Below are 15,302 nucleotides of genomic sequence, written 5' to 3'. Positions count from 1 at the left end.
CGACTCGGTGGCTGCGCTGCGGCCTGCCTTCCGGCGGAGGGCGCGGAGGGCTAGACTCGGCGCCCGCGAGGCAATACCCCGTCGATGCGCTGCTCGCTCTGTCATCGCCGGATCGGCGCCGCCGCGGGGTGCCCGCTGCACGGCGGCGCTGCGGCCAGGGCCGAGGTGGTCGCGGCGGATGGCGCGCCGCGCGTGGCGGGGTTCGATGGGCTCCGCCTCCTCGACGAGGGCGGCTTCGCCCGCGTGTTCGCGGCCTCGCGGCGCGAGGACGGCCTCGCGGTGGCGCTCAAGATCGCGCGCGACCGAGGCGATCCGCGCTTCTCGCGCGAGGCAGCCGCGCTCCGGCGGATCGGCCCGCCCGCGGTGCCGCGGCTGCTCGCCGAGGGCGAGGTCGAAGGAGGCTTTCCGTACCTCGTCCTCGAGCTGCTCGAGGGCGAGACGCTGGCGCGGTGGATGGCGGCGCTCCCCGGCGCGGGCGCGGCCGCGCCGGCCGACGCCGCGCGGCTCGTCGACGCGCTCGGCGCCGCCGTCGACCGGATCCATGCGGCCGGCGTCGTGCACCGGGATCTCAAGCCGGAGAACGTGATGGTCCGGCCGGCGGAGGCGCCGGCGCGGGAGGTCGCCCTCCTCGATCTCGGGCTCGCGCGGATGGAGGAGGGGAGCGACGCGACGGGGGAGGGGGGGCAGCCCACACACACGGGGCTCCGGCTCGGCAGCGTCGTGTACATGGCGCCGGAGCAGTGCCTCGACGCGCGCGACGTCGACGCCCGGGCGGACCTTTACTCGCTGGGCGTCATCGCGTTCGAGCTGCTCACGGGGCGTCCGCCCTTCGTGGGAGACGCGTCGGCGGTCGTCCACGCGCACGTCTCCCAGCGCCCCCGGCGGCCATCGGAGCTCGCGCCCGTCCCGCGGGGCGTCGACGACGTCCTGCTGCGCGCCCTGGCCAAGGCGCGGGACGAGCGCTTCGGATCCGCGCGCGCCTTCGCCGAGGCGCTCCGGGCGGCGCTCGCGGGCATCGCGGCCTCTCCGCCGGCGCGTAGGGTCGAACAGCGGCGCGATCCCGCCCCGCCGCAGCGCAGCCCCGTGGCGCTCCTCGCGGTCCGCTCCGCCGCGCCGATGGACCAGGTCGTCGGCTCCGCCGCCTCCTTCGGCGGGCGGCTCGCCCGGGTGCAGGACGGCTTCTACGTCATCGCCTTTCCCGGGGCTGCCCGTCCGCGCGCCCGCGCCGCCCTCGCGGCGGCCCGGCGGCTCGTTGCCGCGTCGGATCACGCGACCTCGGCGGCGGTGCACGTGGCCGAGCTCCAGGTGCGAGAGGGCGCCATGGGGATGGTCTTCGCGGGCCCCGCGCTCGCCCGGCCCGCGAGCTTCTGGCCCCCCGGCGCGGCGCATCCCGTCGCGATCACCCCGGAGGCCGCCGCCCTCCTCGGCGAGGCGGCCGACGACAGCGCCAGCGCGGGCTCGGCCCCGCCGGAGACCCCGGCGGAAAGCCTGCCGCTCCGGGGGCGAGACGAGCTCGTCGCCGAGGTCGTCGCGCACGCGCGCGACGCGTGGCGCGACGGCGCGCCGCTCCTGCTCACCCTGCTCGGCGAGGTCGGCCACGGCAAGACGCGCCTCTGCGAGGCCGTCGCCGCGGCGCTCTCGGCCGAGCCCGGCGCGCAGGTGATCGCCGTCGCCGCGAGCCCGCCCGACGTCGCCGAGCCGGCGGGGCTCGTCCGCGCGCTGCTCTGCGCCTCGCTCGACCTCAGGCCCGGGGCGGGCGCGCCTGCGATCCGCGCGGCGTGCGTCGCGCGGCTCGACCCCGAGCTAGGCCTCGCCTCCTGGCCGGCGATCGCCTTCGCGCAGGGCGCCCTCCCCGAGACCGACCCCGCCGTCGCCGCGGTGCTCGCCGCGCCGGGGGCGCTCCGCCAGACGCTCGCGCGGGCCGCGGGCGAGGCGCTCCAGCGGCTCGCGCAGGAGCGCCCGCTCGCCCTGATCGTCGACGACGCGCAGCACGGCGACCAGGCCGGCCTCGACGCGCTCGACGTCGCGACCCTCTCGGGCGCCCGCGCGCCGCTCGCCGTGCTCGTGGCGGCGACCCCGGCGCTCACCGCGATGCGGCCCGTCCACGGCGAGCGGGCCGCGCGCGCCCTCCTGCGGACGCTCCCGCCGCTCGACCCGAGCGCCGCGCGCGCGCTGCTCCTCGACCGGCTGCACCCTGTCGAGTTCGTGCCGGAGCCGGTCGTCGCCGGCCTGCTCGACGCGGCGCAGGGGGTGCCGCTCTTCCTCGTCGAACTCGCGGCGGCGCTCCGGCAGGCGGGCGCGATCCGGAAGGTCCGCGGCGGTCCGGGGTGGTACCTCGCCGGCGACGAGATCGCGCGCGGCGAGGCCGCGCCGCTCATGAGCCGCCTCGCGCGGCGCGCGCTCGCGGGCCTGCCGCCGCCGCTCGCGGAGCTCGCGCAGGTGTGCGCGGTCGCGGGCGACGCGCTCGCGGTCGACGAGCTCGGAGGCCTCGTCGACGCGGCGGCGGCCGAGGGCGCCGTCGCCGCTTGCAGGGACCTCGATCCGGGCGTCGGCCTGTCGCGCCTCGCGCGCCGCGGCCTGCTGCGCGCCGCGGACGGCGAGCGGTTCGCGTTCGCGCACCCGCTCCTCCGCGAGGCGATCGAGGCGGAGGTGCCCGCGGCGCTGCGGCGGCGGCTGCACGCGATCGCCCTCCGCCGCCTGCTCGCGGCGCCCGCGGAGCGCCGCGCCCGGCTCGCGCAGATCGCGCGGCACGCGGCGGCGGCCGGCGCTCACGCCGAGGCAGCGGCGGCCTGCGTCGAGCTCGCCGAGGACGCCCGCCGGCGCCACCTCTACGTCGATGCCGAGCGGCACTACACCGCGGCGCTCGCGGCGCTCGCGGAGGGCGAGGCGGCGCCCGCGCGCGCAGCGCCGGCGCCCGTGCGCGCCGAGCCGGCAGGCGCGGAGGCCGGGGCAGCGCCGGAGCGCGCGGTGAGCCGGGCCGCCGTGCTGGCCGGCCGGGGGAAGGTCCGCTACCGGATCCAGCGCTTCGACGACGCGGCCGGCGACCTCCGCGCCGCGCGGGCGCTCGCGGAGGCGGCCGCGGACGACCCGAGGGTCGCCGATCTGCTGCTCGAGGAGGCGACCATCCTCGACTGGTGCGACGATTTCGCCGACTCCCAGGCGCTCGTGGACCAGGCGCGGCCGCTCGTGGAGCGGCTCGGGGATGCCGGGATGGAGGTGCGCTGCGAGGTGGCCGTGGGGCGCGGGCACTTCCGCCGGCAGGAGCTCGATGACGCCATCGCGCGCCTCGCGCCGGCGGCCCGCCGCGCCGAGGCGCTCGGCGACCACGAGAGCTGCGTGATCGCCCTGCTCCTGCTCGCGCCCGCGCTCGTCTGCGCCGGGCGCGTCGACGACGCCGAGGCGCGGTTCGAGGAGGTCATCGAGCGCTGCGCGCGCGCGGGCGACCGCCTGCACCTCGGCGTCGCCCTCATGAACCGCCTCGCGGTCCGGCTCATGCGCGAGGACCCGGACGGCGCCCTCAGCGATCTGCGGACCGCGGTCGCGCTCGCGCGCGAGCTCGGCAGCGCGTTCCTCGAGCGCGGCCCGACCCACAACCTCGCCGAGCTGCTCTACTGGAGCGGCGAGCTCGACGAGGCGCTGCCCCTCGCGCTCCGCGCCTGGGAGCTCCAGCAGCGGTTCTTCGGGGCGGGCCTCGCGCCCGACTACGCGCTGCTCGTGGCGCGGATCCACTGCGCGCGCGGCGAGCTCGACGACGCCCGCCGCCACCTCGACTGGGTGCGCGCGCGCGCCGACGTCGACGCCCTGCCGCCGGCTGCGCGGGCGCTGGTCCGCCTCTGCGCGCTGGTCGTGGAGGGCGGGGACGCGCAGGACGACGCGTGGGCGGCGCTCGTGGCCGAGGTGAGCGAGGCCGCGCTCCTGAGCGAGCACATCGAGGCGCTCTGCTTCGCCGCCGCGGCCGCGCTCCGCGGCGGCCGGCTGGACGCGGCGCGCCGCTGGCTCGGCGAGGCGAGGGCGCAGACCGCCGGCTCGCGCTTCTGGAGCGGGCGCCTGGCCCGGCTGACCGCCCAGCTCCACGCGCAGGCGCTCCCGTGATCCTCGGCGGGCCTCGGCGGGACGCGGCCCTCGCGGCCGCCGCGGCTGTCGCGGCCGGAGCGACAGCCGCGCGCCCGCTGTCGCCGCGCCAGCCACGGCCTCCCGACGGCCCCCTGCGCTGCGTGAACGAACTCCTCGGTCCACCGGCGCGGCACGACGCCTGCTCTGGGCCCCTGCGCCCCTGCGAAAGGAGCGATCATGATCCGACGAACCGTCTGCCTCGCCCTCTCCACGCTGTCGCTGACTGCGGGCCTCGTGCTCGCGGCGAGCGCCTCCGGCGCGCCGCTCGCGCCGCCGGCGCCGCTGATGGTGTTCGGCAACAAGCTCAAGCTGGAGCAGCTCGGCTTCAACCTGCTCACGACGAACCGCCACAGCCTCACGGCGCTCATCAACAACCCGCTCAACACGGAGTCCTTCAAGCCGGGGGCGGCCCTCCAGGGCGTCATCCCGGGGACGCTCCAGCGAGGGACGACGCCCCAGCCGGGGCAGCGCGTCGCCCCGGGGACGCTCCACAAGGCGTTGCTGGACCCCGCCGCGCGCGCGGTGATGGCGTACATGGTCGAGTGCGCGCTCGGCAGCCAGCAGAGCGTCTCGTGGACGCTGCCGGAGGGAGCGACGTTGAGCGCGGAGGATCACGAGAACCCGGGAGTCGTCACGACGGGCGGGAAGACCACGATCACGTGGAAGGGCGCTGGCCAGGGGCTCTGCCCCGCGTGGGCCAACGGCGCTCCGGATGCAGCTTGCCAGGAGCGCGTATCGGCCTGCCTCCTCTCGCGGAACAACGCCTTCGGCAAGTCCTACGACATCTCGATCCAAGGCGACGCCGTCCCGCCTCCGCGCGACGAGGCCGAGCGCTTGGCCTACCAGCGCGAGCGCGCCACCTACACGGCGCAGGAGGGCGCGTTCTTCGGCAACATCCTCGACCCGGCCGGGCTGAATTCAGAGGCGCAGAAGACGTATGTCGGCCAGGCCCACCCCAAGACCGCGGACCCGATCTACAAGAAGGCCTTCGTGTGCTCTCCGCCCGACGAACGCGAGCTGATGCGCTTCGGCTGCGACGGCGCGAAGACGCAGTTGTGGGTGTCGTCGCGTGTCTGCGCCGTGCCGGACCGGAACGAGGGGTGCGTCGCGATGAATATCGGCCCGTGCGCCACCCCGGCGCCCGGCACGCCGCCCGCGGTATGCACCGCCGACAGTCCGCAGGCGCCCACGTACCGTAGCTGTACCGGGGGCGGCCGCGCATGGACACAGCCCGTCACGGTGTACCTCCGCGAGGAGGAGTTCAGGAGCAGAGCGGGGATCTGCAAGCCGCAGCCGCAGAGAGAGCTGCTGCGCGACCACGGGCGCGGCCCGGGCCCCGGCCCGGACCAGCACCGCGACAAGCTGGGGCCCAACGCCCCCGACGATCGCGTGCGCACCGTCCCCGGGCGACCCGGCGCGCCGGCGAACCGCGCCAACCCCCGCCAGGCTCCCCAGGCCCAGCCGCGCTGACGCGCCGACCGCGCCCGATCTCGCCGGGCTCCTACCACACCTCCGTCCGCTCGCTCGGCCCGCCAGAGGTCCGCCAGGAAGCCGGACTTCTGCGCCGCTCCGCGGCGGCTGCTCGCGGGCTTCTTTGGCTGGCCAGATTCGTTTCCTCGGAGCTTCCCCGGCTCCGCGCCCCCGCGTCCGGCGCCCGCGAGCTCCGCGCGCCGGCGCGTGGGGTCGCCGGAGCGACAGGTGTCCGGCCCGCTGTCGCCGCGCGCGCCACAGGGACGCCGCGGCGGGGGCTCGGGATGGCGCGCAAACACGGCCGCATGACGCTGGCGCGACGCGTGCAGTTGCGAGGAAGCGAGGAAGCAGGGAATCGTGGGATCGCCCCGACTCCTCCCTGTGAAAGGCGCAACGATGAACCGACAAACTGCTGCTCTCGCCCTCTCTGCGTTCTCCGCCCTGTCTCTCGCGGCGAGCCTCGCGCTCGCGCACACCGGCGCCGACGCCAGCGCCGCCGATCTCGGTCCCGTCGATGGGTCGCTCCTGAGCACCCCGGCGGCCGTGCGGATGATGGTGTTCGGCAACCACCTTCCACTCGAGGTCCTGGGCGGCAACCTGCTCACCACGAACCGGGACAGCCTCGAGGCGCTCATCGAGAGCCCCCTGGCGACCGCGTCGTTCAGGCAGGGCACGCTCCACGAGGCCCTGCTCGATCCGTACGCGCGCGAGGTGATGCAGGCGCTGGTGGAGTGCGCGCTCGCGAGCGACCAGAGCGTCACGTGGGCTCCGACGCCGGAGGAGCGCTCGGCCCTCGCCGAGGCAGCGGGCGCCTCGGGGAGCTTCACGGGCGGCTCCTCGTGGGCGTCGATCGAGGGGGGAGTGCGCGCGCCGAGAAAGGACGTGATCGTATGGCATGGGAGCGCCGGGCTCTGCCCTGACTGGCACACCGACAAGCCTTCAGAGGCGTGCCAGGAGCTCGTCTCTGCCTGCCTGCTCGCGAGGAACAACGCGTTCGGCGTGACCGTCGACATCTCGATGATGTGGCAGGCGCTCGCGCCGGAGGATTCCTCTCATGCGGCCGCGCCGGGCCCGGAGGCGCTGGAGGAGGCCGCGCGCTTTCCGGTGCGGGAGGGCGCGTTCTTCGGCAACCTGCTGGACCCCGAGCAGCTGAACGAGCTGGCGGAGGTGCACCTCGAGAAGGATAAGGGGTACGAGATCGTGCGGCCGTCGCTCGGTGACGACGACGGCGAGGGCGGGGTGGACTTCGTCTATCAAGCCGCCTTTTACTGCCACCTCGCCGAACACTCCGCTGTGTTCTTCGATTTCGTCCGTTACACGAGCGAACGCGCCTGCGTCAATCCCTATGGCGAGACGGCGCCCGGCTGCCTGGCCAGGCATGTCGGCGCATGCGGTGACTACCCGAGCGGCGACAGGGGGCGGATGGGGCCAGCGGGCGTATGCCAGCAGGAGATCAGCGACCCGCTGACGGGCCGGAAATTCTACGGCGACTGCGGGTTCGGCGTGTGGAAGAACCCCATCACCGTGTTCCTGGAGGAGGATTGCCGGATCAATCCCGCCGTCTGTGCGCTCGGGGACGAGGATTTCGAGCTGGAACTCGGCGACTGGTATTCTCATGGCCTCTCCTTCGAGGACAGATGCGATCTCTTTCCGGCCGCGTGCTCGATCGTGAGCGAGCGGTTCCGGGAGGAGATCCATACCCTCTCCCAGCCGCTCACCGCAGCGGCCACGTCCGCCGTCCGCGCCCCCCGCTAGCCCCGAGCGCCGCCTCCTCGCGGCGCGACCCGGGGACCCCCGGAGCGCGAGCCTGCCCGCACCATCGCGCGCTTGCGTTCCGCGACGAGCTCGGGCGATCTCGTCTCAGCATGGCAGCGACAACGAGGCCCCACGAGTTCACCGGCACCCTCGCCGGGGAGGACCCGAGCGCCTCCGACGACCTCGCCCCCGGCACCCTCGCCGGCGATTTCCTGGTCGAGCAGGCGCGCAGCCACGGCGGCTTCGCGGTCGTCTACCTGGCCACGCAGCTCGCGACGGGGCGCCCGGTCGCGCTCAAGGTCCTCCGGCGGCGCCTCGCCGCAAGCTCGCGGATCCTCGAGCGATTTCAGCAGGAGGCCGCCGCCCTCCGGCGCCTCGCCCACCCGCACATCGTCGAGATCCTCGGCGCGGGCGACCTGCCCGACGGCAGGCCCTACATCGCGATGGAGTGGCTCGAGGGCCGCACGCTCCGGCACGAGCTCCGCGCCCGCGGCGCGCTCTCGGTCGCGGAGGCGCTCGCCGTCGTCGAGGAGGTCGGCGGCGCGCTCTCTGCCGCGCACGCGCTCGGGATCGTCCACCGCGACGTCAAGGCGCAGAACATCATGGCGATCCCGCGCGGCGGGTGGTTCACGACGCGGCTGCTCGACTTCGGGATCGCCAAGCTGCTCGAGCCCGAGCGGCTCGACCGCGCGCCGCTCGTCACGCAGAGCAGCGTGCTCGGGACGCCGGGCAGCATGGCCCCCGAGCAGATTACCGGCCGCCCCGTCGACGCGCGGACCGACGTCTACGCGCTCGGCCTGCTGCTGTACGAGCTGCTCACCGGGCAGCCCGCGTTCCAGGCGGACAACCTTGTCGAGCTCGAGGAGCTCCAGCTCTTCGCGCCGCCGCCGCGGGCGGGCGACCTCGTGGTCGTGCCGCCGGCCGTCGACGCCGCGATCGCGCGCTGCCTGCAGAAGTCGCTGGACGCGCGCTACCCGGGCGTGGACGCGCTCCTCGCCGACCTCCGCGCGCCGTCGCTCGCGCCGCGGGAGGAGGCCGCCGTCACCGACGCCGCGGCGCTGCACGTGGGCGTGAGCCTCGACGCGGGGGACGAGCTCGACGAGGCGGCGTTCGACGACGCCGAGGCGGTCCTCGCGCTGGCCCGGCGCGCCGCGGCCGACGCGGGGCTGGTCACGGTCGTCGACGGCGGCGGCGTGCTGGTCGGGGCGACGACGCTCCCCGGCGATCCGGAGGGCGGCCGCGCCGCCCGGGCCCGGCTCGTCCGCGCGGCGCGCGCGCTCGAGGCGACGATCGCCGCGCGGTCCTCGCCGAGCCCGGCGGTCCAGGTCGCGCTGGTGCTGCACGCCGCGCCCGCGCGGGTCCAGGGCGCGAGGGGACAGGAGCGGTTCCAGGGCGGAGAGCTGCTGCGCCTCGACGCGTGGACCGCGGGGTGTTCCCGGAGCGGCCTCGTGATCACGCCCGCGGCGCGCGCCGGGACCGACGAGCGATGAGCGCTGTCGCCCCCTGGCCGGACTCCCGGTGCGTGGAACTAGCCTAGTTCCGCCGGGCAGACATCCTGCCAGGGATCTGCCTCGCGAGAAGAGAGATTCAACGCCGAGGCGCCAAGGCGCAAAGATGCAAAAAGGCATGAAATGATTGCGTCTTTGCGTCTTTGCGTCTTTGCGTTAAAATCTCTGCTGATCCCTGGCCGGACTCCTGGCGGGCGGAACTAGCGGCCGGCTCCCCGGCGCGCGGTGGCGCGGCGCCGCGCCCGACTCCACCATGCGCCGCCCTTCCATGGTCATCTTCCAGCCGATCCCTCGCTGCCGGAGCTCCGCAGTGTAGATGGACTCGCGGCGGAGCCGCCGGGACACGAGCGCCGCGATCGCGGTGGCGAGCACGAGCGGAAGGACGATGGCGTAGTCGCCGGAGAGCTCGAAGACCATCACCGCGGCCATGAGCGGGGCGTGGGTGGTCGCGGCGGTCGCCGCCGCCATCCCGACCAGCGCGTACCCCCCGGCCTCGCCGAGGGGCACGCCGGCACGGGAGAGCGCCCATGCGTAGAGGACGCCGGCTCCTCCTCCGAGCAGGAGGGTCGGCGTGAAGACGCCGCCCGGGCTCCCGGACGACACGGACGCCGTCGTGGCGAAGCACTTGCCGAGCAGCAGCAGCGCCACGAAGCCGACCGAGAACCGCCCGTCGAGCACCGCGTTGAGCGGCTCGTAGCCGTTGCCGGCGACCTCCGGGAGGAACGCGACGACCGCGCCTGCCAGCGCGCCCCCGGCGGCCGGACGCCAGGGCAGCCCGAGCCAGGGCCGCCGGAACTGGCGCTCGCCGAACGACAGCAGCCGCATGAACCCCTGGGCGCCCAGCGCCGCGGAGATCCCGAGCCCGGCGAAGGCGAGGAGCTCGGCCGGCGCCCGGAGGTGGAACGTGCGCTGGCCATAGATGGGGTCCTCGCCGAGGACCGCGCGCGTGATCGCCGCAGCGACCACCGTCGCGATGAGGGCGGGCACGATCGCGTCGAGCACGACGACGCCCGTGACGACCTCCAGCACGAACAGCACCGCGGCGAACGGGGTGTTGTAGGCCGCCGCGAACCCGGCGGCGGTCCCGGCGGCAATGAGCAGCCGCGCCCGGTCGATCGGCAGGCCCAGGCGGTCGCTGACGAGCTTGCCGGCCGCCCCTCCGAACTGGATGAGCGGCCCCTCGCGGCCGATGGAGCCGCCGGTCGCGATCGCCAGCCACGATGCGGCGGACTTGAGCAGGGTGACGCGCATGGACAGGCGAACGCGCCCGAGGACCACGGCCTCCATGACGTCGCCGACGCCGTGCCCCGCGGGCGCCCGCGCCACGAGCATCCCCAGGAGCCCGGCGAGGAGGCCGCCCGTGGCCGGCAAGGCGAGCCGCGCCCAGCGCGGCGCCGAGAGCATCGCCGACACGACGTCGGGCGCGCCCGCGGCGCGGTGGAGCGCGAGCGCGAGCGCCGAGCGGAACGCGGCCGCGAAGGCCGCCGCGGCCATGGCGACGAGCAGGACGCCGAGCCCGAAGCGAACGCTCGCCGCCCGCCGCGCGGGCGCTCCAGGCGGGGCGGCGGCCTCGCCGTGAGCCGCGGCCTCCGGGCCGTCGCGCGATGCTGGAGGTACCACCCGGGGACACTACCACCCGGCGCGTCCGCTCTCCTGGCGCGCGCGGGCTGCGTCCCGCAGGGGGCCTGCGGAACGCATCCGGGGCTGGTCCGGTCCGGGAAATAGATGAAATAGATAAGATAGATGAAATAGATCCTCGACGACGGAGAAGAGACGGAAGAGCAGTGGCCGCCCGGGCGGCGGAGGTCGGCGCGCGTCCTGCGAATCGCGCTATTCGCACGGCAGGATGCGCAGCACCTTGATCTTGGTCCTCGAACTGCCGGGCGCGACGAAGGCCGCGCTCCCGTCGGGGAACGCGACGAGGTCCTGATAGCGATTGCCGAGCACGTCGACCTTCAGCGGCTCGCCTTCGGCCGCGCCGGTCGCACGGTCGCGGGTCTGCACGTACAGCGCGCGCGCCGGGTCGTTGCGGGCGATGTCGCCCGCGGCCGTGGTGCTCTCCCAGGCGGCGATCATGCGGGATTCGCCGTAGGCTGCCAGGTGAGGCGCGCGGTGGTTCAGGCCCGCGTCGCTGGCAACCGTGATGTCCTGATCTGCAGCGCCGCCCGTGAAGTGGAGCAACCGCACCTCCGCGAGCCCGTTCGAGGCCGCGGGCTGGCCCGGGCGGATGTTGCTGGCCGTGAGCCAGGTGCCGCCGCCGACCGCGGTCACGAGGTTTCCCAGGTTCGAATACGCGAGATCGACCGGATAGATGGTCGTGTAGCTGGGCGCGAGCGCGATGCGGTTGTTGTTGTCGGTCTTGCACACCGTCACGAACTTGCCCGCGCGCTCGTCCCAGAGAATGCGCTCGTAGCCGCTGTGGCTGCAGCCCCAGTCGAATCCGTCCCGCTGCAGCACCCCGTTCGTGTCGACCACCTTCATGCGGTCGCCCTGGTGGATGTTGATGCACCCTCCTTGCGAGACGCTGATCGCGGCGCCGAAGTAGCCCGCGTAACGCGAGCCGTCGAAGGCGATGCGGCCATGGTGGGCGTACCACCAGATCATGGTCACGCTGGGCCCCGTGGGGCCGGTCGAGTAGGGCGGCAGCGCGGCGCTCGAGCTCGTGAGCTTGGTCGCCCAGGTCTCGCTCGTGCCGTCGAAGCGGACCATGTACATGTCGTGACAGGGGACCGGAGGGGACGGCGGCGTGCCGCAGAGGTTCGCCGGCGCGCCGCAATTCAGCGTTCCACCGCCCTCGGCATCGCGGGTGAGCAGCAGCACGCCGCCGTTGTCGTCGGCGTACATATCGGAAAAGTCGTTTGCCGGCAGGCCGATCGGTTGACCCAGAACCTGATCGCCGCGGTCGAGCTGGACGACGTGGACCTGGTCGTCGTCGCCCATCCAGGCGAGGCGCGAGCCGCGGGACGGCAGCGGCGAGATGACGAGCGGCATCAGCGCGGCCTCGTCCTCGTTGTTGAGCACGGGGATCCCGACGTCGATCTCGGTGATGCGGATGCGGTCGCGCGTGATGCCGCACGAGCGTGCGCCGGGATCGCCGCCAGCGGTTCCGCTGCTGGCGCTCGCTCCTCCAGCGGTTCCGCTGCTGGCGCTCGCTCCTCCAGCGGTTCCGCTGCTGGCGCTCGCCCCTCCAGCGGTTCCGCTGCTGGCGCTCGCCCCTCCAGCGGCTCCGCTGCTGGCGCTCGCCCCTCCAGCGGTTCCGCTGCTCGTGCTGCTCGTCCCCCCGGAGCTGCCGCTTGCTGCCGAGCCCGACTCTCCCACGCACGCCGCGGGCCACGTGACGAGAACCAGAGACCACATGACGCGCAGGCTTCGTATCGACATCTCATCAAGCTACAGCTCGGATACCTCGCATCACAAGCGTTTCATGAAGAGCAGAATTGCACACGGCAATCGCGCCCCTGGCAGCGGCGCACCTCACCGCACCCTCAGCGTGCCTTTGGCACGCCTTCAGCACGCCTTCAGCAACCGAGCAGCCGCACCATCTTCCCGCCATGCGCCACCTCCCGCACGAACAGCTTCTCTGCCCACGACCGCTCCTTGCGCAGGTCGAACATCACGAGCCACCCTTCGCCGAGCCCCGCGTGATCCAGGTACCGCGCCACCTGATCGAGCGCGTCGGCCTCGGTCTCGGTGTCGCGGCGGACCTTCACCTCGATGGCGTGGCGCTCGTCGCGCGAGCACATCATCAGATCGAGCGCCCCGCGCCCGAGCCCGTATTCGCGCTCCACCCGTCCCCCGCCGTTGACGACCCGCTGCAAGAAGGCCATCAGCATCAGGTGAGGCCCGGACTCGCGGTAGCCGAACCCCTCGGCGGCGAGGTGGCCGTCCTTGCGCCAGAACGCTTGCCAGTCGGTGAAGAGCTTGTCCATGTCGAGCGAGCCGTCCGGGCGGACGTACGCCGCGGGCTCGGCCGGGATCTGCGCCTGGCGAATGAACGTCAGCGCGCGCGGGACGACCTCGCGGTAGATGGGATTCGCGATCTCGAAGCGCCCCTTGTGGAAGCGGATCAGCCCCAGACCGAGGACGTACGAGAAATCGTCGTCGAGCACGTCGCCGTCCGTCTGCCCGCCGGCCAGCATCGGATCGAGCACGCGCCGCACCCGGGGCTCGCGCAGGCGGGCGATGAGCGAGTCGATGTGCGAGCGGCGCTCCAGAATGAGCGCCTCCTTGGCCGCGTCGACGTGCGCCGGCGTGATCGGGACGGCGCGGTCCTCGACGTCGTGGCCGACGATCTGGTCGGCCATCGCGTTGCTCAACCACGGATGCCCCTGTCCCAGCTCCCAGATTCGCCGCACCGCCTCGGGTTCGAAGCGCTGCCCGGTCGCGGCGGTGTGCTGCGCGAGCAGCTCGGCCACCTCGTCTTCGGTGAAGGGGCCGAGCGTCATCGCCTCGGCGGTGATGTTGAAGGGCGACGTCGTGCCCAGCCACACGACGGCGCGCCGCTCCTCCACGGCGATCGCGTAGTCGCGCACCTGGCGCTGGCCGATGAGGGCGACGCTGGAAGGAAACGCGGTCTGGCTCCGATCGAGGTAGCCCTGCCGGAGCTGGGTCAGGAACGAGACCATCGCCGCACCCACGAGCCCGTCCGCCTCGTCGAAGAGCAGGACCAGCGGTCTGTCGCTGCGCGCCGCGAGATCCCGCAGGTAGCGCACGACGAAGGTGCTCGCGGGGTCAGTGCAGCGGACGTCGCCAGCGGGCGCTCGTTGTCTTGCCCGTCTGGCGGCCTGCGTGGAGCGTGAAGTACTTCCGGTCCTCGATGAGCCGCAAGACACGCCCGAGGCGACGTTCGGGCGGGAGCATGTAGTGCTCGCCGGGGATGCAGGGGCCTGCGGTGTTGAACGAGAGGCTCACGGGGGGAAACTACCACGCATGCGACGGCGAGCCCGGCGTGGTCCCCCGCTGCGCGACGAGCACGGCCCCCGAGGGCCGTGCAGCCAGTCAGCGCCGCCCGGGCAACCACGGGTGAGCCCGGGCGGCCCGCGCGGCGCTACCCCTCCGGATCGCGCTCCGGCCCGAGCCCGTGCCGGTGGAGCAGGCGGTACAGGTACCGCCGGTCCAGCCCCGCGGCGGCCGCGGCGCGTGAGACCTTGCCGCCGTGGGCGCGGAGCAGCGCCTCGAAATACCGCCGCTCGAAATCGGCGAGCACCCGGTCGCGCGCCTCGGCGTAGGGCACGCCGACGTCGATCTCCGCCGGCGCGCTCGGCGGCGCGTGATCGCCCATGGGCGGCGGCGCGCGGAACACCAGATACTGCTCCACGTAGTTCCTGAGCTCGCGCACGTTGCCCGGCCACGCCGCGCGCTTCATCCGGGCGATGACCTGCGGCTCCCGCAGCGCCGCGGCCTCCTCCGGCGTCGCGTGGAGCGCGGCGAGCAGATCGTCGAGCAGCGCCGGGATGTCCTCCGGCCGCTGCCGGAGCGGCGGCATCGGGATGCGCACGACCGCGATCCGGAAGTAGAGATCGGCCCGAAAGCGGCCGGCGTTGACCTCGGCGCGCAGGTCCCGGTGCGTGGCGGCGATGACGCGCACGTCGACCGGCCGCGGCGTGTTGGTCCCGACCCGGCGGATCTCGCGCGCCTCGAGCGCCCGCAGGAGCTTCGGCTGGAGGTCGAGCGGCAGCTCGCCGATCTCGTCGAGGAAGATCGTCCCGCCCGACGCCTCCTCGAAGGCGCCGATCCGCTGCTCGCCCGCGCCCGTGAACGCGCCCTTCGCGTGGCCGAAGAGCTCGCTCTCGATGAGGTTGCCGTGGATCGCCCCGCAGTCGACGACCACGAACGGCCTGTCCCGCCGCGCGCTCCGCTCGTGCACCGAGCGCGCCGCCTGGCTCTTGCCGGTGCCCGTCTCGCCCTCGAGCAGCACCGTCACGTCGCGCTCCGCGGCCCGCGCCAGCATCGCGAACACCGCCCGCATGGCCGCCGACGCGCCCGACAGCGCGCCGAACCGCGCCTCCTCCCAGAGCGGGAGGCGGTTGTGCTCCGTCCCGAACTCGAAGCGCGCCACGGTCTTGCCGAGCCGGATGAGGCTCCCGGTGCGCAGGAGGGCCTCGACCACGTGCACGCCGTCGACCACGGTGCCGTTGTGGCTCCGGAGGTCGCGGACGCGCGCGCCGGCCGCGTCGATGCGGATCTCGCAGTGAAACCGGGACACCGTGGCGTCGGCGACAACGAGGTCGTTGCCCTCGCCCGACCCGATCGAGCACCGATCGGCGGAGGAGTCCCAGACGGCGCCCCTGGCCGGCCCCTCCACGAGCTCGACGCGGAAGCGGCGGACCATGCCCGCGCTGTCGTCCAGGCGCGCGCCCGGGTGGGTCAGCGTGTCGGCGCCGCCGGCGGCTCTCTTGGGAGGTTCACTCGCCATGGCGACACGATACTACGGCGACGTCCCGCCCATCGAGGCGG

Annotated in this window: 9 protein-coding genes; 4 read left to right on the top strand and 5 right to left on the bottom strand. The window is 74.3% G+C overall.

Translation table 11 applies throughout. The features are described 5' to 3' along the window. Window positions 1-84 precede the first annotated feature (84 nt). The 4 genes from WME96_RS21805 (at window position 85) to WME96_RS21790 (ending at window position 8,828) form a co-directional block, all read left to right on the top strand. On the top strand, window positions 85-4,092 hold the full coding sequence (locus WME96_RS21805) for a serine/threonine-protein kinase (RefSeq protein WP_437292019.1): 4,008 nt from the start codon (window positions 85-87) through the stop codon (window positions 4,090-4,092). Window positions 4,093-4,290: 198 nt separating this feature from the next. Continuing rightward, window positions 4,291-5,583: a hypothetical protein gene (locus tag WME96_RS21800; protein ID WP_437292018.1), complete on the top strand. Its 1,293-nt coding sequence runs from the start codon at window positions 4,291-4,293 to the stop codon at window positions 5,581-5,583. 396 nt (window positions 5,584-5,979) lie between these two features. After that, complete coding sequence (locus tag WME96_RS21795; protein ID WP_437292017.1) at window positions 5,980-7,338, top strand: hypothetical protein; 1,359 nt, start codon at window positions 5,980-5,982, stop codon at window positions 7,336-7,338. A 110-nt stretch (window positions 7,339-7,448) separates the two neighbouring features. Beyond that, a complete protein-coding gene (locus WME96_RS21790) occupies window positions 7,449-8,828 on the top strand; it encodes a serine/threonine-protein kinase (RefSeq protein ID WP_437292016.1) in 1,380 nt (459 codons plus the stop codon). A gap of 174 nt (window positions 8,829-9,002) precedes the next feature. Here the strand turns inward: WME96_RS21790 and WME96_RS21785 are convergent, their stop codons facing one another. The 5 genes from WME96_RS21785 to WME96_RS21765 form a co-directional block, all read right to left on the bottom strand. Then, on the bottom strand, window positions 9,003-10,466 hold the full coding sequence (locus tag WME96_RS21785; protein ID WP_437292015.1) for a chloride channel protein: 1,464 nt from the start codon (window positions 10,464-10,466) through the stop codon (window positions 9,003-9,005). A gap of 210 nt (window positions 10,467-10,676) precedes the next feature. Beyond that, complete coding sequence (locus WME96_RS21780; protein WP_437292014.1) at window positions 10,677-11,867, bottom strand: hypothetical protein; 1,191 nt, start codon at window positions 11,865-11,867, stop codon at window positions 10,677-10,679. A gap of 497 nt (window positions 11,868-12,364) precedes the next feature. Then, complete coding sequence (locus WME96_RS21775) at window positions 12,365-13,558, bottom strand: ATP-binding protein (RefSeq protein WP_437292013.1); 1,194 nt, start codon at window positions 13,556-13,558, stop codon at window positions 12,365-12,367. 19 nt (window positions 13,559-13,577) lie between these two features. Next, on the bottom strand, window positions 13,578-13,757 hold the full coding sequence (locus WME96_RS21770; protein WP_437292012.1) for a hypothetical protein: 180 nt from the start codon (window positions 13,755-13,757) through the stop codon (window positions 13,578-13,580). Window positions 13,758-13,893: 136 nt separating this feature from the next. Further along, complete coding sequence (locus tag WME96_RS21765; RefSeq protein ID WP_437292011.1) at window positions 13,894-15,261, bottom strand: sigma 54-interacting transcriptional regulator; 1,368 nt, start codon at window positions 15,259-15,261, stop codon at window positions 13,894-13,896. Window positions 15,262-15,302: the final 41 nt, after the last annotated feature.

The organism is Sorangium sp. So ce406 (assembly GCF_051474675.1).
Lineage (GTDB): Bacteria > Myxococcota_A > Polyangia > Polyangiales > Polyangiaceae > Sorangium > Sorangium cellulosum_G.
The sequence above is the reverse complement of the archived record's forward strand: the minus strand, read 5'-3'. Positions and strand labels throughout refer to the sequence as shown.

Coding starts and splice junctions, on each gene's coding strand:
- WME96_RS21795 (WP_437292017.1), top strand. CDS start 5,980: ATGAACCGACAAACTGCTGCTCTCGCCCTCTCTGCGTTCTCCGCCCTG.
- WME96_RS21790 (WP_437292016.1), top strand. CDS start 7,449: ATGGCAGCGACAACGAGGCCCCACGAGTTCACCGGCACCCTCGCCGGG.
- WME96_RS21800 (WP_437292018.1), top strand. CDS start 4,291: ATGATCCGACGAACCGTCTGCCTCGCCCTCTCCACGCTGTCGCTGACT.
- WME96_RS21765 (WP_437292011.1), bottom strand. CDS start 15,261: ATGGCGAGTGAACCTCCCAAGAGAGCCGCCGGCGGCGCCGACACGCTG.
- WME96_RS21805 (WP_437292019.1), top strand. CDS start 85: ATGCGCTGCTCGCTCTGTCATCGCCGGATCGGCGCCGCCGCGGGGTGC.